This window comes from Streptomyces sp. NPDC037013 (assembly GCF_055607265.1).
In genome coordinates this window covers 608,866-628,040 of sequence record NZ_JBVJRV010000006.1, presented here as the reverse complement: position 1 = coordinate 628,040, position 19,175 = coordinate 608,866, and the positions used below count along the sequence as shown (strand labels likewise).

The 19,175-nt window shown below is 71.4% G+C and carries 17 protein-coding genes and 2 pseudogenes; 6 read left to right on the top strand and 13 right to left on the bottom strand.

Annotated features, from left to right (window positions below):
- Nucleotides 1–144: 144 nt before the first annotated feature.
- Nucleotides 145–1,647, bottom strand: coding sequence for a D-alanyl-D-alanine carboxypeptidase/D-alanyl-D-alanine endopeptidase (dacB, locus tag ACZ7DY_RS25110; RefSeq protein ID WP_471138589.1), 1,503 nt, complete (start codon nt 1,645–1,647; stop codon nt 145–147).
- 124 nt (nt 1,648–1,771) lie between these two features.
- On the opposite strand from dacB, the gene ACZ7DY_RS25105 reads away from it, so the two are divergent.
- Both ACZ7DY_RS25105 and ACZ7DY_RS25100 read left to right on the top strand, forming a co-directional pair.
- Nucleotides 1,772–2,263, top strand: a complete 492-nt coding sequence (locus ACZ7DY_RS25105; RefSeq protein ID WP_055701044.1) for an inorganic diphosphatase — start codon at nt 1,772–1,774, stop codon at nt 2,261–2,263.
- A gap of 117 nt (nt 2,264–2,380) precedes the next feature.
- A complete protein-coding gene (locus tag ACZ7DY_RS25100; protein ID WP_471138587.1) occupies nt 2,381–4,054 on the top strand; it encodes a threonine/serine exporter family protein in 1,674 nt (557 codons plus the stop codon).
- A 49-nt stretch (nt 4,055–4,103) separates the two neighbouring features.
- On the opposite strand, the pseudogene ACZ7DY_RS25095 reads toward ACZ7DY_RS25100, so the two are convergent.
- The 7 genes and pseudogenes from ACZ7DY_RS25095 to ACZ7DY_RS25065 all read right to left on the bottom strand — a co-directional run.
- Nucleotides 4,104–4,751 (bottom strand): annotated as a pseudogene (locus ACZ7DY_RS25095) (DedA family protein); the annotation flags it as partial.
- 149 nt (nt 4,752–4,900) lie between these two features.
- Nucleotides 4,901–5,677 carry a MerR family transcriptional regulator gene (locus tag ACZ7DY_RS25090; protein WP_471138586.1) on the bottom strand — a complete coding sequence of 259 codons (777 nt, stop codon included), beginning with the start codon at nt 5,675–5,677 and terminating at the stop codon, nt 4,901–4,903.
- Nucleotides 5,678–5,753: 76 nt separating this feature from the next.
- Nucleotides 5,754–6,395, bottom strand: coding sequence for a PadR family transcriptional regulator (locus ACZ7DY_RS25085; RefSeq protein ID WP_471138584.1), 642 nt, complete (start codon nt 6,393–6,395; stop codon nt 5,754–5,756).
- 29 nt (nt 6,396–6,424) lie between these two features.
- Nucleotides 6,425–6,976, bottom strand: coding sequence for a DinB family protein (locus ACZ7DY_RS25080; RefSeq protein WP_471138582.1), 552 nt, complete (start codon nt 6,974–6,976; stop codon nt 6,425–6,427).
- 130 nt (nt 6,977–7,106) lie between these two features.
- Nucleotides 7,107–7,841 (bottom strand): S1 family peptidase, encoded by a 735-nt coding sequence (locus ACZ7DY_RS25075; RefSeq protein ID WP_471138581.1) that lies wholly within the window; start codon nt 7,839–7,841, stop codon nt 7,107–7,109.
- A gap of 131 nt (nt 7,842–7,972) precedes the next feature.
- Nucleotides 7,973–9,430, bottom strand: a complete 1,458-nt coding sequence (locus ACZ7DY_RS25070; RefSeq protein WP_471138580.1) for an aldehyde dehydrogenase family protein — start codon at nt 9,428–9,430, stop codon at nt 7,973–7,975.
- A 100-nt stretch (nt 9,431–9,530) separates the two neighbouring features.
- Nucleotides 9,531–10,394, bottom strand: coding sequence for a helix-turn-helix domain-containing protein (locus tag ACZ7DY_RS25065; RefSeq protein WP_471138579.1), 864 nt, complete (start codon nt 10,392–10,394; stop codon nt 9,531–9,533).
- A gap of 303 nt (nt 10,395–10,697) precedes the next feature.
- Here ACZ7DY_RS25065 and ACZ7DY_RS25060 point away from each other — a divergent pair, with 303 nt between their 5' ends.
- Nucleotides 10,698–11,198, top strand: coding sequence for an ATP-binding protein (locus tag ACZ7DY_RS25060; protein ID WP_471138578.1), 501 nt, complete (start codon nt 10,698–10,700; stop codon nt 11,196–11,198).
- 107 nt (nt 11,199–11,305) lie between these two features.
- Here ACZ7DY_RS25060 and ACZ7DY_RS25055 read toward each other — a convergent pair whose 3' ends face one another.
- The 3 genes from ACZ7DY_RS25055 to ACZ7DY_RS25045 all read right to left on the bottom strand — a co-directional run bounded on the left by ACZ7DY_RS25055 (nt 11,306) and on the right by ACZ7DY_RS25045 (nt 13,506).
- On the bottom strand, nt 11,306–11,545 hold the full coding sequence (locus ACZ7DY_RS25055; protein ID WP_223775964.1) for a DUF397 domain-containing protein: 240 nt from the start codon (nt 11,543–11,545) through the stop codon (nt 11,306–11,308).
- Between the two features lie 510 nt (nt 11,546–12,055).
- Complete coding sequence (locus tag ACZ7DY_RS25050; protein ID WP_471138577.1) at nt 12,056–13,249, bottom strand: CobW family GTP-binding protein; 1,194 nt, start codon at nt 13,247–13,249, stop codon at nt 12,056–12,058.
- Nucleotides 13,249–13,506: a type B 50S ribosomal protein L31 gene (locus ACZ7DY_RS25045; RefSeq protein ID WP_471138575.1), complete on the bottom strand. Its 258-nt coding sequence runs from the start codon at nt 13,504–13,506 to the stop codon at nt 13,249–13,251. Before ACZ7DY_RS25045 ends, ACZ7DY_RS25050 begins: the two co-directional genes overlap by 1 nt.
- Before the next feature lie 116 nt (nt 13,507–13,622).
- Here ACZ7DY_RS25045 and rpmB point away from each other — a divergent pair, with 116 nt between their 5' ends.
- The 3 genes from rpmB (at nt 13,623) to ACZ7DY_RS25030 (ending at nt 14,820) form a co-directional block, all read left to right on the top strand.
- Nucleotides 13,623–13,859: a 50S ribosomal protein L28 gene (rpmB, locus tag ACZ7DY_RS25040; RefSeq protein ID WP_471138574.1), complete on the top strand. Its 237-nt coding sequence runs from the start codon at nt 13,623–13,625 to the stop codon at nt 13,857–13,859.
- An 11-nt stretch (nt 13,860–13,870) separates the two neighbouring features.
- On the top strand, nt 13,871–14,176 hold the full coding sequence (gene rpsN / locus ACZ7DY_RS25035; RefSeq protein ID WP_471138573.1) for a 30S ribosomal protein S14: 306 nt from the start codon (nt 13,871–13,873) through the stop codon (nt 14,174–14,176).
- Nucleotides 14,177–14,244: 68 nt separating this feature from the next.
- The gene (locus ACZ7DY_RS25030) at nt 14,245–14,820 is read left to right on the top strand and encodes a hypothetical protein (RefSeq protein WP_471138571.1); all 576 of its coding nucleotides are present in this window, start codon (nt 14,245–14,247) and stop codon (nt 14,818–14,820) included.
- Nucleotides 14,821–15,575: 755 nt separating this feature from the next.
- Here the strand turns inward: ACZ7DY_RS25030 and ACZ7DY_RS25025 are convergent.
- Both ACZ7DY_RS25025 and ACZ7DY_RS25020 read right to left on the bottom strand, forming a co-directional pair.
- Nucleotides 15,576–17,828: pseudogene (locus ACZ7DY_RS25025) on the bottom strand (FUSC family protein); the annotation flags it as partial.
- 117 nt (nt 17,829–17,945) lie between these two features.
- Nucleotides 17,946–19,175 (bottom strand): ABC transporter permease, encoded by a 1,230-nt coding sequence (locus ACZ7DY_RS25020; RefSeq protein WP_471138569.1) that lies wholly within the window; start codon nt 19,173–19,175, stop codon nt 17,946–17,948.

The following is a 19,175-nucleotide window of genomic DNA, read 5'->3' as shown; positions in this document are numbered from 1 at the left end:
GTGGTGTGTCTTTGTCGGGTGCGGGTGGGGTGTGGTTGCTCGCGCAGTTCCCCGCGCCCCTTTGCGGCGCCTCGGCTCGGTCGGCGTTTGGCGGGCCGGGGCTTTGGGGGGGCGGCGCCTCGGCTCGGTCGGGGTTCGGGGGTGTCAGCGGCAGCCGCAGTTGGCGATTGTTGAGGCCATGTGGTCCAGGGCCGATTGCGCTGCCGGGGGGTCCGTCGTGCCCGTCGTCATGAAGGCGAAGACCAGGAGGCGGCCGTCCGCGTCGACCACCGTGCCCGCGAGGCTGTTCACGCCCGTGAGCGTGCCCGTCTTGGCACGGACGACGCCGGTGCCCGGGGAGTCCTCGGGGTAGCGGTCGACGAGCGTGCCGGTGAAGCCCGCCACGGGCAGGCCCGTCACCACGGAGCGCAGGCCGGGGCGGGACGGGTCGGCGGCGCGGTCCAGGAGCGTGGCCAGGAGGTCGGCGGAGACGCGGTCGGCGCGGTCCAGGCCGCTGCCGTCGGCGAACTTGGTGCCGGCCAGCGGGAGCTTCAACTTCTCCAGCTGGGCGTGGACCGCCGTGCCCGCGCCTGCGAAGCTCGCCGGTTCCTTCGTGGCGATGGCGGTCTGGCGGGCCAGCGCCTCGGCGATGTCGTTGTCGCTGTGCGTCAGCATCCGTTCGACCAGGGCCGACAGGGGCGGCGACTCGACCTTGGCGAGGGACTCGGCGCGGTCGGAGGCCTTGGCGGGGCCGGGGTCCGAGGTGACCTTGACGCCGTGGTCCTTGAGGAAGCCCGCGAACTTCTTCGCCGCGTCGCCCGCCGGGTCCCCGGTGCGCGGCGCGGGCCCGCTGGAGGAGTCGTCGAGGCGGCCCTCGTCGGCCATCAGGGCGCTGACCGGCGTGATGTTCTCGTTGGGGCCGATGGGGTGCTGGTCGGGGCCGGAGTACAGCGAGGTGTCGTACGAGAGCTTGACCTCGTCGATCTTGCGGCTCTTCAGGGAGCGGGCCGTGTCCTCGGCGAGGGTGCGCAGGCTCGCCGCGGTGTCGGTGTAGCGGCCGTCCTTGCGGGCGGTGAGCGTGGGGTCGCCGCCGCCGACCAGGAGGACGTCCGGCGCGCCGGACGAACCGGACGGGGGTTCGATGAGCGCCTTCGTGGTGATGCGGTGGTCCGGACCCGCCGCGGAGAGCGCCGCGACCGCCGTGGCGATCTTGATGGTCGACGCGGGGGTGAGGCCCTCGTCCGCCCCCTTGCCGTAGACGCGCCTGCCCGAGGCCGCGTCCAGTACGACGGCCGACCGCTCGGGCCCGAGCGCCGGATCCTTCAGGAGCGGGTCGAGCACGTCGGCCAGGGCGCGGTCGGTCGGCGCGGGCGCCACGCCCGCGGGCGCGCCGAGCCCGGTGAGCACCGACGGGGCGCTGGGGGCCGCGCCGGGCTCCCCGCCGGGCCCGCGACCGGCGTGATCTGCACCACCCCGGGCCTCCTGGGAAGCGGCCAGGTCCCGCTCCGCCGTACGCTGACCGGTGGAGTCCCAAGGGCCGGCCGCGGCCACCGCCCCGACCGCGATGACCAGGCCGAATGCGGCGGACCCAGCCGTGAGCTGCCATGTCGAGAGCCTCCCGGGGAACCCGGCGGGCTTGGTGGCGGAAGGCTTTGCCAGCTGTCTCAAAAGCTGTCGAGGCCGCTGCCAAGGCTTGAGCTCCGGCACGACGACCAGCCCCTTTCGCGATCACACATCTGCGTGAGGGACACTTAATCACCCGAAGTATGTGCTGATCATGGAGGAGCCACCCGTGGAGTTCGACGTCACCATCGAGATTCCGAAGGGTTCGCGGAACAAGTACGAGGTGGACCACGAGACCGGCCGGATCCGTCTGGACCGTCGCCTCTTCACGTCGACCAGCTACCCCGCGGACTACGGCTTCGTCGAGAACACCCTCGGCGAGGACGGTGACCCGCTGGACGCCCTGGTCATCCTGGACGAGCCGACCTTCCCCGGCTGCCTCATCAAGTGCCGCGCGATCGGCATGTTCCGGATGACCGACGAGGCGGGCGGCGACGACAAGCTGCTCTGCGTGCCGGCCTCCGACCCGCGCGTCGAGCACCTGCGCGACATCCACCACGTCTCCGAGTTCGACCGCCTGGAGATCCAGCACTTCTTCGAGGTCTACAAGGACCTGGAGCCCGGCAAGTCCGTCGAGGGCGCCGACTGGGTGGGCCGCGCCGACGCCGAGGCCGAGATCGAGCGTTCCTACAAGCGCTTCAAGGACGAGGGCGGCCACTGAGCCACTCGCCCCGGGCGGGCCGTGCGACCCACGGGGTCGCACGGCCCGTTCGTGTATCTGTGCCCATACTGGCCATACGGAGGGTGCGTACGAGTCTTATGAGAAGTGAGGGCATCAGTGGCCGAGCAGGAGGCCGAGGACCGAAAGCCTCAGTCGGACGAGGCCCGCAGTGCCTTCGTGCAGCCCAGCGGTGTGGCGGCGCAGGCACCGGCTCCTGAGGACGAGTCCCAGACGACATCCGAGTTCGCCGTCCCCACCGGTCTGGCCGCGCCGTCCTCGACGACCCAGGAGACCGAGAAGTCGGCGTTCACCACGCCGCACACCTACAGCTCCCGCAACGCCCCGCCGGCCTTCACGCCCGCCCAGGGCGTCCCCCTGGTGAAGCTCACCAAGGAGGTCCCCTGGCAGGACCAGATGCGCACCATGCTGCGCATGCCGGTCACCGAGCGGCCCGCGCCGGAGGTCCCCCAGAAGCAGGAGGGCGATTCCGCGCCCGCCGTTCCCCGTGTGCTCGACCTCACCCTGCGTATCGGCGAGCTGCTGCTCGCGGGCGGTGAGGGCGCCGAGGACGTGGAGGCGGCGATGTTCGCCGTCTGCCGCAGTTACGGCCTGGACCGCTGCGAGCCGAACGTGACGTTCACGCTCCTGTCGATCTCGCACCAGCCGTCCCTGGTGGACGACCCCGTGACGGCTTCCAGGACGGTGCGCCGCCGGGGCACGGACTACACGCGGCTCGCGGCCGTGTTCCACCTCGTGGACGACATCAGCGACCCGGATCTGGAGGTCTCCCTTGAGGAGGCCTACCGCCGCCTCGCCGGCATCCGGCGCAACCGCCACCCCTACCCCGGCTGGGCGCTCACGGCCGCCAGCGGACTCCTCGCGGGCTCCGCCTCCGTCCTGGTGGGCGGTGGCGCGCTGGTCTTCCTGGTGGCCGCCGTCGGCGCGATGCTCGGCGACCGTCTCGCGTGGCTCTGCGCGGGGCGCGGGCTGCCGGAGTTCTACCAGTTCGTGGGCGCCGCGATGCCGCCGGCCGGGATGGGCGTGGCCCTCAGCTTCGTGCACACCGAGGCGTCCATGGCGTCGGCGGTCATCACCGGTGGGCTCTTCGCGCTGATCCCGGGGCGGGCCCTGGTGGCGGGCGTACAGGACGGCCTGACCGGCTACTACATCACCGCGGCGGCACGCCTGCTGGAGGTCATGTACCTGATCGTGGGCATCGTCTGCGGCGTGCTGCTCGTGCTGTCGCTCGGCGTGATGCTCGACGCGACCAATCTGACCCCGGAGACGAAGTTCGGCGTGACCTCGTCGCGCCCCGTCATCCAGATCCTGGCGTCGATGGCGCTGAGTCTCGCCTTCGCCATCCTGCTCCAGCAGGAACGTAACACCGTGCTGATGGTGACCCTGAACGGCGGTATCGCCTGGGTCATGTTCGGCGCGCTCGCGCAGACGCCGCTGGAGCTCTCCCCCGTGGCCGCGACGGCGGTGGCGGCCGGTCTGGTGGGGCTGTTCGGGCAGCTCTTCTCGCGCTACCGGTTCGCCTCGTCACTGCCGTACGTGACGGCCGCGATCGGCCCGCTGCTGCCCGGTAGCGCGACGTACTTCGGGCTGCTCGCCCTGGCCCAGAACGACCTGAACACGGGCATCAACTCGCTCACCAAGGCCGTCGCGACGGCCCTGGCCATCGCGATCGGCGTGAACCTGGGGAGCGAGGTATCCCGGCTGATCCTTAAGGTGCCGGGGGCCGCGTCGGCGGCGAACCGCCGCGCGGCCAAGCGGACCAGGGGCTTCTGACCCAGGGGCGGAGGATTCAGCGCTTCGCGTGGCGGCCCCGGGAAGCCTGCGGGCCGCCCGCGGCCGCCGCCGCCTTCTTGGACTTGCCGCGCGCCCTAAGGAACTCGATGGCGATCGGCACCACCGAGACGAGCACGATCAGGATGAGGATCGCCTCGATGTTCTTGTGGACGAACTCGATGTTCCCGAGCCAGGAGCCGAGCAGGGTGACACCCGCGCCCCACAGGACACCGCCGATGACGTTGAACGTGATGAACGAGCGGTACCGCATCCCGGAGACGCCGGCGATGATCGGCGTGAAGGTCCGCACGATCGGCACGAAACGGGCGAGGACCAGCGACTTCGGCCCGTACTTCTCGAAGAACTCGTGGGCCTTGACCACGTTCTCCTGCTTGAAGAGCTTGGAGTCCGGGCGGCTGAAGAGCGACGGGCCGACCTTCTTGCCGAAGAGGTAGCCCGCCTGGTCGCCCAGGATCGCGGCGACGCAGATCAGCAGCACCGCGAGCCAGAGCGGGAAGTCCAGCTTGTGCGTGGTGATCAGCAGGCCCGTGGTGAAGAGCAGCGAGTCGCCCGGCAGGAAGAAGCCGATCAGCAGGCCCGACTCGGCGAAGACGATCACGAGCAGGCCCCAGATGCCGAACTGGTTCAGCAGATGATCCGGATCCAACCAGCTTGGTCCGAGCGCAAGCGTCGTCACGGTTCCGGGCTCCTGAGGGTGAGGGGGCGGTGCGGCGGCGGGTGCAGCCGCCCAAAGTTATCAACGCCGGGCGGCCGGGCCGGGTTCCACTCTCCCTCACGGGGCAGGGGCCGGGCGATTCCCGGCCCCCCTTCAGCCCGTGCGCGGCCTCAGCGGCCCTCGCCGTGAGGTGCCTTGCGCGCCGCGTTCGCCAGGATGGCGTCGCGGAGGTAGACCGCGAGGCCGGGGCGGATGGCGTCGTAGAAGGCGGTGAAGCGCTCGTCCGACACGTACATCTCGCCGAGGCAGGTGTGCATCTCGTGCGAGCACTCGTAGTGGTACGCGCAGATGAAGCGGCGGTGCTCCTCCGCCGCGTCCATGGCCTGCTCGGAGCCTGCGGCCACGCCCGCCGCAAGGAGGTCGGCCACGCGCGCGTGGACCGCGGCGAACTCGTCGTTGATCCGCTTCCAGTCGTCCTTGGTGTACGAGGCGGACCTGCGCTGCGACTCGCGGTAGGCCTCCGTGTCGCCCCAGCGCTGCTCGACCTCCTCCGCGTACTGGTCGGGGTCGTGGTCCCCGAAGACCTCGAACTTCTCCTCGGGCGTGAGGTTGATGCCCATCTTCTTCGCCTCCATGGCGGTCTCGACGGCGGCGGCCATCTCCTGGAGCCGGTGGATCCGCGCGGTCAGCAGCTCGTGCTGGCGGCGCAGGTGATCCCGCGGGTTCGCGTCCGGGTCGTCCAGGAGGGACGCCACCTCGTCGAGGGGGAAACCGAGTTCCCGGTAGAACAGGATCTGCTGCAACCGGTCGAGGTCCCCGTCGCCGTAGCGCCGGTGGCCCGCGTGGCTGCGCTCGCCGGGCACGAGCAGGCCGATCGCGTCGTAGTGGTGGAGCGTGCGCACCGTCACCCCGGCGAAACCGGCGACCTGTCCCACGGAGTAGCTCATGGCTTCCGCCCTTCTTCTTCCGTACGCGGACCAGCCTGGGTCCTCACGTCGCGTGAGGTGCAAGCCGCATTCGGCGTCAGCCGCCGTCCCCGGTGTGCCGCTCCCCCGTCGCGTACGGGTTCTCCTCGCCGTCGGCGAGCACGGCGACGAACCGGGCGCCCTCGCCCGCGAACGTGTACGCGCCGCCGCGGATCCGCTCGATCAGCCCGCGCGTCCACTCGGCGCCGCCGTCGGCCTGGTGCACCCAGAGGTTCATGATCTCGCCGATGTGCCCGAGCTGCCCGGGGCCCTCTTCGGGGGTGTAGTACTCCGTGACGGTCTTCCGCCAGGCCGCCATCCCGGCGAGCCGCTCCTCAAGGAGTGCGACGGCCTCGTCGCGCGGCAGGTCGACGATGAAGCCGAGGGCGGCCGTGAGCATGTCCGGCTTCTGGCCGTACTCCACGAGGGCACCGCGGAGCAGCGTCAGATACTCTTCGGTGCCCTTCTCGGTGATCTCGTACTCGGTGCGCGGCGGGCCGCCGGCCGTGGACGGCGCGATCTCATGAGTGATCAGGAAACCTTGCTTGGCCAGCTGCTTCAGGGCGTGGTAGATCGAGCCGGGCTTGGCGTTGGACCACTCGTGGGCGCCCCAGTACTCCAGGTCGTTGCGGACCTGGTAGCCGTGGGCGCGGCCGTGCTGGCGCACGGCTCCCAGTACCAGCAGCCGGATCGCAGACATCTACCGCGCCCTTCCTCGCCCCCGGGTCATCAATTTTGACTAGGGTATCCCTGCTCCAGCGCCACCAGCTCGAACGCGGTCTTTCCGTCGAGGGACTCGCGGATGATGTCGGCGTGGCCCGCGTGCCGGCCGATCTCCTCGACGAGGTGCAGCATCAGCCAGCGCATCGACACCGCGCCGTCCTTCGGGAACCAGGGCGCCTCGGGCAGCGGGAAGGTGTCGTCCAGGCTCGGCACCGACCGGATGAACTCCTCCGTCTCACGGGCGACCTCGTCCCAGAAGGCCAGGGTCTCCGCGACGGTCTCGCCGTCCACGAGGCGGAAGCTCTCGCCCCAGGTCTCCTGGGTGCGGGCGCGGTCGTTCGGCTTCCGCTGGGCCATGCGCAGCCAGTTCAGCTCGGTCTCGGCGACGTGCTTCACCAGGCCGCCGAGGGACAGCTCGCTGGCGCTGGGCCGCGCCCTCGCCTCGTCGTCGGTCAGGCCGAGCACCGAGCGGCGCAGGCCGCCGCGCTGGGCCTCCACGAAGGCGAGCAGAGCGCCGCGCTCGTCGCCGTGGGCTTCCGCGCTGACGTGGGTGACCATGGTGTCCGCCTCTCTCCGGCCCGCTCGCGCGGGCGCCGTTCCGCCGGTTTTTCCGACACCCCAGACGCTACGGAGCCTTGCGGTCAGGTTCTGTCCGCAAGGCTCCGTGAAGTGCGTGCCGCCCGTGCCGTTACCGCCGGATGACCGAGCGGATCCAGGAGAGCTGCTGCGAGACCTCGCCGGCCTCGGCGCTCTTCTCCCGGTCGGAGCCGTTGAAGACGCCGACGAGGATCTCGGAGCCGCGCGGGCCGACGGTCATCACCGGGCCGCCGGAGTCACCGCCGGCGGGGATCCCGGACACCTTCTTCATGCAGAAGTCGGGGCCGCCCGGCGCGGTGTGTCCGGCGCAGCTGGGGTCGTCGGCCCGTACGACCTTCAGCTCCGACTGCTTGAGGACCTTGGACTGGCAGGCGCTCTCGTCCGTGGTGCAGGTGGCGCCCCACCCGTACACGCGCACGGCCTGGCCGCGGTGGACGGCGGCCGTGGAGAGGCGCGCGGTGCGGACGTTCATCGGCGGGACCTTGACGAGCATCATGTCGGCGTGTGCACTGCCCACGCGCTTGCCGCGGATGGGGCGGACCGTGGTGCCCCTGCGCACGTCGAGGTTGCCCACCCGGAAGGAGATCCGCCGGTCGGGGACCGGGCGTGCCTGCTCGTAGAAGCAGTGCGAGGCGGTGAGGATCCACTGGCGGCCGACCGCCGTCCCGGTGCAGGCCGGTTTGCCGTCGACGAGCATGCGCACCGCCCACGGGGCATAGGTGCTCTTCGATCCGCCGATGACCGCGGAGGCCGGGGCGGACGACAACACCGAGCCCGCGACCAACGCCAGGATGGCCAGCAGCAGTACGTGAACGCGACGCGCCATGCGGAACAACTCCTCTCAGAGGGGGTAACAGCCGTACGGCCACTCCAGCCGTACAGCTACTGAGAGACCCCTCGGAGCAGAAGCGTTCCGCGTGAACCCGACGAGAATGGGCGGGCGTTCGGGCGGTCGGGTCAGAACGGGAAGCGCGACCTGCCGTGCTGGACGGAGATCCACTTCTGGGTGGTGAAGGCGTCCACCGTCGCGTCGCCGTTGAGCCGGCCGACGCCCGAGTGCTTCTCGCCGCCGAACGGCACGATCGGCTCGTCGTGCACGGTGCCGTCGTTGATGTGGATCATTCCGGTGCGGATGCGCTTGGCGAGCCGTACGCCGCGCTCGATGTCACCGGTGTGCAGGGCGCCGCTCAGGCCGTACCGGGAGGCGTTGGCGATGCGCACCGCCTCCTCCTCGCCGTCGAAGGGCAGGACGAGCGCCACGGGGCCGAAGATCTCCTGGTCCAGGACCGGGGAGTCGGCGGGCAGGTCGGTGAGGACCGAGGGGGTCACGAGGTTGCCGTCGGTGCGCCCGTGCAGCAGCGCCGTGGCGCCGGCGCCGACCGTCTGCTCGACGAGCGTCGACACGGCCTCCGCCTGGGAGGAGTTGATCAGGGGGCCGATGTGGGTGGCCGGGTCGGCGGGGTCGCCCACCTTCAGCGACGCGACCTTGGCGACGAACTTCTCGGTGAACTCGGCCTGCACGGACCGGTCCACGAGGATGCGGTTGGCCGCCATGCAGACCTGGCCCTGGTGCACGAAACGGCTGAAGACCGCGGCGTCCACGGCGTAGTCGATGTCGGCGTCGTCCAGGACGATCAGGGCGCTGTTGCCGCCCAGTTCGAGGACGGAACGCTTGAAGTTGGCGGCGCAGACCGTGGCGACGTGCCGGCCGACGGCGTCCGAGCCGGTGAAGGAGATGACGCTCGGCACCGGGTGCTCGATGAGCGCGTCGCCTATCTCGGCTATGTCGGTGATGACGACGTTCAGCAGCCCGCCGGGCAGTCCGGCGTCCTCGAAGACCTTGGCGACCAGGGCGCCGCCGAGAATGGGTGCGTTCTGGTGCGGCTTGAGGACGACGGCGTTGCCGAGGGCGAGCGCCGGGGCGACCGACTTGATCGACAGCAGGAACGGGAAGTTGAAGGGGCTGATGACCCCGACCACGCCCACCGGGACGCGGTACAGGCGGTTCTCCTTGCCGTCGTCCGGGGAGGGCAGGATGCGCCCCTCGGCGCTGAGCGAGAGGTGCACCGCCTCGCGCAGGAACTCCTTGGTGAGGTGGATCTCGAAGGCCGCCTTGAGCCGGGTGCCGCCCAGCTCGGCGATGATCGCCTCGGTGATCTCTTCCTCGCGCTCCTCGACGATCCGCAGCGCGCGCTCGAAGACGGCGCGCCTGGCATACGGATTGGTCTCGGCCCACGCTTTCTGCGCACGCTCGGCGGCGCGGTAGGCCTGGTCGATCTCGTCTGCCGTGGCGACCGTGACGGACGCCAGCTTCTCCCCGTCGTACGGGTTGAAGTCGATGATGTCCCAGGAACCCGATCCGGCCTTCCACTCCCCGTCGATGTACTGATGAGCCAGGTCGGTGAAGAAGGACATGAGAGGGACACCCCTTGCCGCGGCAGCAGACGGACGCAGACGGACACAGGCGGACGCAATCAGAGGCGGACACCTGATTTCACGTCATAGTACTTATGTTTCAGGTGAGTTGGAGCAGACCACGGAGAAGATCTCGGCTGCCCACCGCATCGGGACTGTCCTTCTGGAGCTGCGTCACCACCCGCTCGTACTGGGCGACCTCTTCTGCCTTGTCGAGGTAGAGCGCGCCGGTGAGCTGCTCCACGTAGACGACGTCGGAGAGGTCGGACTCCGGGAAGCTCAGCATCGTGAAGGCGCCGCTCTCGCCCGCGTGCCCGCCGAAGCTGAAGGGCATCACCTGGAGCGTGACGTTCGGCCGCTCGGAGATCTCGATGAGGTGCTGGATCTGCCCCCGCATCACCTCCCGGTCGCCGTACGGGCGGCGCAGGGCCGCCTCGTCCAGGACGCAGTGGAAGCGGGGTGCGTGCTCGGAGATGAGGAGCTTCTGGCGCTCCAGGCGCAGCGCGACGCGCCGCTCGATCTCGCCCTTGCTCGCGCCCTTCATGCCGCGCGCGACGACGGCGTGCGCGTATGCCTCGGTCTGCAACAGGCCGTTGACGAACTGGACTTCGTAGACACGGATCAGTGAAGCGGCGCCCTCCAGACCGATGTACGTCTGGAACCAGCCGGGCAGGACGTCCGAGTAACTGTGCCACCAGCCGGTGAGGTTGGCCTCTTTAGCGAGGGAGAGAAGCGCGCCGCGCTCGGCCTCGTCCGTGACGCCGTAGAGCGTCAGGAGATCCTCTACGTCCCTGGACTTGAAGCTCACCCGTCCCAACTCCATGCGGCTGATCTTCGATTCGGATGCGCGGATCGAGTATCCGGCCGCTTCACGGGTGATGCCGCGGGACTCCCTGAGCCGCCTCAGCTGCGAGCCCAGCAGGATGCGCCGTACCACCGAGCCGCTCGACTCCCCTGCGGTCACTTCGCTCAATCCTCCCCATCGACTGGAAGCCAGCAGTCTGCCATTAAACGCTTCGGGCCGTACACGTCCGGTTACAGAAATGGAAAGCCTTCGAAAGCCGCTCAGAAGAAGTCGTGGGAAGAAATGGGCAAGAAGTGGCACGGGAAGGGCCAAGTCCGGCGCGTGCACGTGCATCTGCCCTTGCATCTGCTGTACGCATTCGGAACCATGGTCCGCGCGCCACTGTTGTACCGACCGCACCATCGGCGACCGACCGCGCCACCGCTCCATCGCTACGTACCGCGAAACCGGGGAGTGCCTCGCATGGGGACGAATGGATCGACCATGCTCGAGCCGTTACGGCAGGGGCTACCTCCGATCGACCCCTCGGCCGTCTCCGACACGGCCTCCGTCGCCCTCCCGGCCCGCTACGAAGCGGTGGGCAGCGCACGGCACTTCACCCGCAGGACCCTCGGGCAGTGGGACCTGGACGAGAGGTTCGACGACATAGCGCTCGTCGTCTCCGAGCTCGTCACCAACGCGCTGCGGCACGCGCTGCCCGCGGACACGCCCCGCGACCACCAGGACCCGCCCGTGCGGCTGCACCTGATGCGCTGGGCGTCCCGTCTGGTGTGCGCGGTACGTGACCCCAGCGACGACAGCCCGGTCACGCGCGACGCCGACGACGACTTCTCGGCGGAGTCGGGGCGCGGACTGTTCCTCGTCGACTCCTTCGCCGACAGCTGGGGGTGGCACCCGCTCGCCGGCGCGCTGCGGGGCAAGGTGGTGTGGGCGCTGTTCCGGCTTGGGCCGCACGTGGATTGAGGGGTGGGGGCTGGGCGGGCGCCGGGGGTCGGAGGCTGGGTGTGCGCCGGACCGGTCGGACACCGGGGTGCGGGCCGTGGTCAGCGGGCTGACCGGCGGTCAGCGGGTCAACCACCTATCAGGTGGTCGAACTCCCCGTCCTTCATCCCCAGGAGCATCGCCTCGATCTCCGCGCGCGTGTAGACGAGCGCCGGACCGTCCGGGAACCGGGAGTTGCGCACGGCGACGTCGCCGCCCGGCAACTTGGCGAACTCCACGCAGGAGCCCTGCGAGTTGCTGTGTCTGCTCTTCTGCCAGACCACCCCGTGAAGCTCCGTGGCCGCCATGCCGTTAAACGCGTGGTGCACAGTCGCTCCCCGGTGGTGCAGTGCCGTGAGTGGCTCTAGATGCAATGGTCAACTGTCCCGGATCATAGCTGTGTTCACATGCCGATGCATGGGCAGATGCACGTGCACGCGGGGTGTTCCCTTGGTTACAGGCCTGTCAGCACCTGTTCCGAATCCCCCCATGCCATGCGAACGCCGCATGCCGTCCATGAAGTTCCGTGCCGATAACCGCGCGGGATCGCCCGGATCGAACCCTTCGTGCCTAGGAAGAGACGCAGCGGAGGGCTTTTCTGTTCCAGATTTCAAATAATGGACCCCGCCGCAAGGTTGGCCGGATCGGGAACGGTGCCGCGCACGGCAAAGGCCTCCCGTGGCACCCGGAGGGAGGTGCGGCGCGGGAGGCCCGGACCCGTGCACGGACGACGGCGTGCGCGGGGTGGCGTGGGTGGGGTGTCGGGGGTGGATCGCTCTGGTGGTTCAGCCGGGTGATTCAGACCTCGGAACTCAGCCCTCAGAACCCAGACCCAGAACTCAGACCTCCAGGAGGGTGTCGAAGGCAGGGGGCAGGTGCTTCCAGGCGTCGCGCCCGGCCGCGTACTCCTCGTCCGTCAACAGGCAGGACTCCAGGAGCCGTTCGACTCCGTCGCGGTCGAGTCCGGGCGACGTGAACACCAGGTGGTTGCAGCGGTCGCCGTGCTCCGGATGCCAGTCCAGAGCGGCGGCCACCCTGCGTACCGGCGGGACCAGCTCCCACGCGGCGTCCGGCAGCGAGGCCAGCCACGGCCCGGTGCTCTCGACGCAGAGCGCGCCGCCCGCCGCGTCCCACGCGAGCAGCGTGTCCGGGTGGTCGGCCAGCCAGAAGCGGCCCCTGCTGCGCGCCGCGGCGCAGGTCAGGTCCTCCAGGGCGACGTAGAGCCGCTCCGGGTGGAAGGGCCGCTCCCGGTGCCATACGAGGGTGGAGACCCCGCATGCGTCGGCCTCGGCCGGCAGCAGTGCGCAGGCCGGGTGCTGGGCCGCGGCGGCCGCTTCGACGTCGAAGCCCGCGAGGGCCGCCGCGGTGAGTCCGCCACCGCCGATGGCGACCCGGTGGGCCGTCGGGTGGAGCTGGGCGAGCAGGGCGCGGTCCTCGTCGTCGGCCTCGGCGGAGTCCGCGACGGCGAGCACGGGCGCGTACTCCAGTTGGCGCGCCCAGGTGTCGGCGACCGTGCGCCGGTCGGCCGGGGCCGCGGCGAGTCCGGCGTCCATCAGGTCGTCGCCGTTGCCGAGGCAGGGGAGCAGGAGCGCCGGGTCGACCGCCGTGACGACACCGCTGAGTTCGAGCGCCCCGTCGTCGTGGGCGGCGATGACCTCGGCCATTGGTCTGGGCTCGACGGAGTCCCACAGTTCGACGACCGCCAGCCGGGTCGGGCCGGCGTCCGCGAGGCGGTGCAGTTCGGGCACCAGGTCCTCGCGGAGCGCGCAGCACGCGCAGTCGTCGACCAGCGGCGCCTCGCCGGTGGAATGGGTGCCGGAGGCGTCGCGGACCGTGCGGACGACCGTGCCCCGCGCGGCGGTCGACAGGTCGTGGTGGAGGGCGACGCTGCCGGGGACGGCGGTGAGGAGGTCGTCGACGGCGGCCTTGCGGGCGGCCGCGTGGAGCCCGCCGACGATCACGACGGGCAACCGGCGCGCGCCGTTCTCCCGGCGCGGGCCGACCTGCCGGCGCGGCCGGTCCGTGCCGGCCATCAGCGCTTGCCGAAGCGGCGCTCGAAGCGTTCGACGCGGCCCGCCGTGTCCAGTACGCGGGCGGTGCCCGTGTAGAAGGGGTGGCTCGCGGACGAGACCTCGACGTCGACGACCGGGTACGTGCGGCCGTCCTCCCACTCCACCGTCCTGTCGGCGGTCGCGGTCGCGACGGCGGTGGAGCGGGTGAGGAAGGCGAAGCCGGCGGCCTTGTCGCGGAAGACGACGGGGCCGTAACGGGGGTGGATGTCCTTGCGCATGGTGGTCAGGGCTCCTTTCGGAAGTCGGTGTGGCCAGTATATGAAAATGACTCCCGTTTTCAATAGGCTAGGCTTCGCGGGAGTCCCATCCCTCGACCGAGAGGTGCGTCACCACGATGTCCGCCCACTGCCAGCTGACCGGCGCGGAGCCCCGCTTCGGCAAGAACGTCTCCCACTCCCACCGGCGGACGTCCCGCCGCTTCGACCCCAACATCCAGCGCAGGCGGTACTGGCTGCCGAACGAGGGCCGGTACGTGCGGCTGCGGCTCAGCGCGAAGGCGGTCAAGACCGTCGACAGCATCGGGATCGAGGCGGCCGTCGCCAGGATCCGTGCCCGTGGCGTGAAGGTCTGAGGGGCCGGCCGATGGCGAAGAAGAGCAAGATCGCGAAGAACGAGAAGCGGCGCGCGGTCGCCGCGCGGTACGCCGCACGGCGGGCCGAGCTGAAGGAGATCATCCGCAGGCCCGGCACGAGTGGGCCCGAACGGGCCGCGGCGCAGCGGGAGTTGGCGCGCCAGCCGCGGGACGCCAGCGCGACGCGGGTGCGGAACCGGGACAGCGTCGACGGGCGGCCGCGCGGTTACGTGGGGGCGTTCGGGCTGTCCAGGGTGAAGCTGCGTGAGCAAGCGCACGCCGGATTTCTCCCCGGGGTGCGCAAGTCCTCCTGGTAGCTTGGCGCGCGATTTGACCGGGGCCCGACCCGACCCCGGCAACGCCGTCTTCACTGGGGGGACTTGAAGTGCGTACGTACGTCCGCAGCGCCCGCAACGCCCGCACGATCCGTGGCACCGGCGGCATCCGCAGGGGCGCCGCGGTGGCCGGACTGGCCGCCGCCCTGGTCCTGACGGGCTGCAGCAGTGACGGAGACGGGAACGGGGACGGGGACGGTGGTGGCGGCAAGGACCGGGGAACGTCGGGCGCGAGCTCGACCGGCGGTTCCGGAAGCGAGGACGAGGGCTCGACCGGTGGGTCGGGTGGGTCGGGCGGGTCGGGTGGCGAGGCCGGCAGCCTGGAGGGCACGTGGGTCACCACGACCGGCGGGAAACCGCTCGCCCTGGCCGTCACCGGCAAGACGGCGACGCTCCTCGGCGAGGACGTTCTCTGCAACGGCACGGCCGGCGAGAAGGCGGGCGCGCAGACGATCGACCTCAAGTGCCCGACGGGAAACACGGACCGCACAAAGGGACGCATCGACTCCGTCAACGGCAAGAAGCTGACGGTGACCTGGGAAGGCGCGGGCAAGGACGAGTTCCTGAAGACAAAGGGCGGAAAACTGCCGGAGGGCCTGCCGACTGCGGGGATGCCGCAGTCCTGACGGGATGGGCTGGACGGCTAGCGAGCTGACGGGCGGGGCGGGCCGGATGGGCCGGACGCTAGCGGGCTGAACAGGCGGGACGGCCGATGGGCCGGGCGGGGGTGCGGGGTCTCTGACGGCCCCGGTCCGGTCCGGGCGGCAGACGCGGCAAGAGACTGGGCCACACCTCAACGGGCCGCGGAACCGGGATCCTCCGGGCTCCGCGGCCCGTCGACGTCGGGGGGCGGTGGCTGGGGGGAGGTCGGTCTCTCGGGGTGGGGCTCGGGCCCGGGTTCGGGTTGAGGTGCAGGCCCGGGTGGGAGCTGGGACTGGCGTCCGGGCTGGGGCTCGGGCTGGCGCTGGGGCTCGGGCTGAGCCTTTGGCTCGGGCTCGGAATGAGGTGCGGGCTCGGGTTGAGGCGCAGGCTCGGGCGCGGACTGGGGCTCCGGCTCGGGCTTTGGCTTGGGATCGGACGCGGACTGGGGCTCGGGGCCGGGCTTGGACTCGGGGTCGGGCGCGGGCTGACCCTCGGGCCGGGCCTCGGACTCGGGCGGGGGCGGGGGCCCGGGCTCGGGGCGGGACCCGGGCTCGGGGTGGGTCCCGGGTTGCGCCTCGGGCTCGGGTTGAGGTGCGGGATGGGGCTCGGGCTCGGGCTCTGGTTGAGCCTTGGACTTGGACGCGGGTGCGGGGTCGGGCGCGGGCTGAGCCCGGGGCCCGGGCTCTGGCCGGGGCCCGGGCTGGGGGTGCTTTGTCGTTGCGCCGTCCACGAGCATCGGTGGGGGCGACGTGTCCAGGGCGTCGGACAGTTCGTCGAGGGTCTCCAGGAGCAGACCCGCTCCCCTGCGGACCACCCGGTCGGGGACGCCCTCGCCGTCCCACTCCTCCAGCGCCGTACGGACCGCGTCCCACCGCGGCACGCGCCGCTCCCGCACCGCTTTCGCCCCCTGCTCCGTCGCCTTGCGCAACGCCTCGGCGAGGCGGGCCGCGGCAGGCACCGGCGTGTCGCCGCGCTCCGGCAGATGCGCCTCCATCAGCATCGCGACGCGGCCCATCTGCGCGAGGGCCTGCTCCGCGTCGGCGGCCGCGGCCCGGGAGATGCCACGGTGGCGGACGGGCTCGTTCTCGGCCCGGTTCCCCGCCTCCTGCCAGGCGACCCGGGCGTCACGGGCGGCGAGCAGGGCCTGGCGTACGTCGGGGCAGGCCTTGCCGGCCGGGTGGGCGTAGTGGTCGACGACGGCGGCGGCGTAACGGCCGTACGCGATCAGCCAGTCGGCGAGACGGGTGCGCAGGCGCGGGGTCTCCCAGGCGGGGTAGACCGCGTACGCGATCATCGCGAGGACTCCGCCGAGCAGGGTCAGGACGACCCGCTCAGGGACGGTCTGCGTCCACTGCTGGCCGCCCATCCCGAGCAGGAAGACGACGTACGCGGCCACGCAGGCCTGCGCGGCCACCTGGCCGGTGCGCATCAGCAGGTACATCATCCCGGCGCAGAGGACTGCGAGCGCGGCGGACGGCCCCGTGCCGGGGTGGGCCAGCTGGACCAGCCCCGTGGCCAGGGCGACACCGACGAGGGTGCCGCCGAACCGGGCCACGGCACGGGAGTACGTCTGCGAGAAGTCGGGCCGCATCACCATGACGGAGGCCATGGGCGCCCAGTAACCGTGCCCGAACGGAATCCAGGTCCCGAGGAGATACCCGGCGGCGGCCACCGCGGTGACCCGGATCGCATGCCGGGTCACCGGCGAGTCCGCTCGAAACTCCCCCCGCACGGCCCGCAGAGCCCCGGGCGCAAGAGCGAAAAGGGTGGGCCGAAGGAGAGGAACGGGCTGAGTATCAGAAACGGAACCCCCGGCAGCCCTACCCCCCGCCCCGGAACCGGAACTGAACGCGGCCCCCGACTCCGGGGCCCGCCCGGGCTCCGGGCCCGGGTCCTCGACGGGCGGGGGTCCCGGCGTCCCGGCTGATGCCGACGTGGGCGTTGCCTCCCGCCCTCCGTCCGGGAGGGATCCCGGCGCCGACCCCGTGTCCGGGGGCCGGGTGGGTTGGGTGGTGCCTGCTGTTTCCAGTACGTCCTTCAGGAGCGCGCCCAGGCGGGTCGCCGCCCGGTACGCCGGGCCCGTCAGGATCGCCCCCGTGTCGGGTGTCCGCAGCGCGGCCAGTGCCGCCGGCGGGATCCTGACCGGGTCACCGTGGCGGATCGCCCGGGCCGCCGCGTCCAGGACCGCCCCCGCCGCGGCCAGGAGTTCGCGGACCCTGTCCCTCTCCTTCCCCTCCGCCGGGACGCCGACCGCAGGGTCCGCCAGGGAGGCAAGCACCGGGCGGATGCGTTCCGCGACGCCCCGCGCCCCGTGCAGTTCCGCGGGGCGGGTCCGCGCCTGGCGCGGGGTGATCGTCGCCGCGTCGCGCGCGGCCATCATGGGTTCGGGGTCGAAGAGGGCCACCGGGTCGTGCCGGAGCCTGCGGGCGTAGTCCGCCACCGCCGCCAACGCGTCGGCCAGCGCGTCCCGGTGGGCGCCCCATCTGCGTACCGGAAAGATGATCACCAGCGCCGCCTGGACGCAGCCGCCCACGATCATCATCGCCGCATGGCCCGCCGCCGCCGCGACCGAGGTGGGGAGCGTGACCGTCACCAGCATGATCGCCACGTTGGACGACGCGATGATGCCGACCGTCGGGCCCGCCGCCCAGCTCATCCCCGCCAGGAACGTCCACAGGCAGAGGAGGGCGAGAAAGAGCAGCAGGTGGGAACCGGTCAGGTAGCCGAGGAAGGTCGAGACGGCGAGGCTGGTGCCGGAGGCCAGCGCCAGCTCCGGCCGGGGGCGCCAGCTGCGCTGGAACGTGGCGATGGCCGCCTGGAACGCGCCGAACGCAGAGCTCGCGGCCACCGCCGGGCCGAAGAGGGTGAGGCTGACGCCGATGATGATCGCGAGGCCGGCGGCGCCGCGCAGGGCGACGAGGGGCTCCAGGCGTTTGCGTTCGACGGTCAGGCCCGAGCGTGCTGTCTCCTTCAGCGCGCGCAGCCAGGTCACTCTGTGATGATACGGGGGTATGTGGGGTGCATGGGGCTTATGGGGTATGTGGGGCGGCATGTGGGCGTGGCTGGGTACTGGAGGGTGCCTTACTCGCCGTCGGCGCCCCGCCCGCCCTCACGCCGCCGTCAGTGCGACCGTCGGGTGGAGGCGGGAGGCCCTGATCGCGGGGTAGAGGCCCGCCGCCATGCCGATGGCGAGCGTCGCGGCGAAGCCCGCCGTCAGCGACCACGGCGGCACCACCGGCGCCCAGTGCTGGAGCAGCGCGAAGGCGTACGTCACCGTCGTGCCGAGCAGCGCGCCCGCCGCCCCGCCCAGCGCCGACAGGAGCAGGGACTCGGTCAGGAACTGGAGCCGGATCGCGTTCTTCGTGGCGCCCAGCGCGCGGCGCAGGCCGATCTCCGCGCGCCGTTCCAGGACCGAGATCACCATCGTGTTGGCGACCCCGACCCCGCCGACCAGGAGCGCCACCGCGCCCAGGCCCAGCATGAGGGTGGTCAGGCCCTTGTCCGTCGCCGCCTTCGCGGCGAGCGCGTCGGAGGGGCGGGAGACCTTCACCGAACCCTCGTCGCCCGGGTTGACCGTGCGGGCCAGGACCTCCCGTACGTCCTCGACCGCCTTGTCGGACGAACGCTCGAAGACCGTGCCCGGGTGACCGTCGAAGTGGAAGTACCGCTCCGCCGCCGGGAAGCCGACCATGGCCACGCGGTCGAGGGTCGGGACCAGCTCGACGGGGTCCAGGATGCCGACGACCACCACGTACGTGTCGTTCATCATGATCTTCTCGCCGGGCGAGGTGACGCCGAGCCGCTCCGCCGCGACCGCGCCGAGGACCGTGACGGGCAGCCTCTCGTTCGCCCTGTTCAGCCACGTCCCCTCCCGTACGCGGGCGTTGAGCGCGGTGAGGAGGTCGGTGCCGGCCGCCTGCGTCGTCACGCCCGCCGTCCGCTCCTCGGGGACCACGTCGCTGCGCCGTACGTGCGCGTCGACGTTCCCCGTCGCCGTGGCGTGCCGGACGGGGCCGATGCGTTCCACCATCGCCACCGCCGACTTGGGCAGCTTCACGTCCCGGCCCATGGCGTCCTTGCCCGCCTCGGCGGTGAGGAGGTTCGTGCCGAGCCGGTCGAGCCGCGCCATCAGGTCGGACTTGCTGGACTGGGAGAGACCGACGACCGCGACCATCGTGGCGATGCCGATCGCGATGCCGAGGGCGGAGAGCACGACCCGCGCGCGGCGTGCGCGCAGGCCGACCGCGCCGACCCGCAGGACGTCCCCCGGCGCGAGGCGGCAGGCCTTCGGGGCGGGATCGGGGAGGTGGGTCGGTCTCTTGCGCGTACGCGGTCTCAT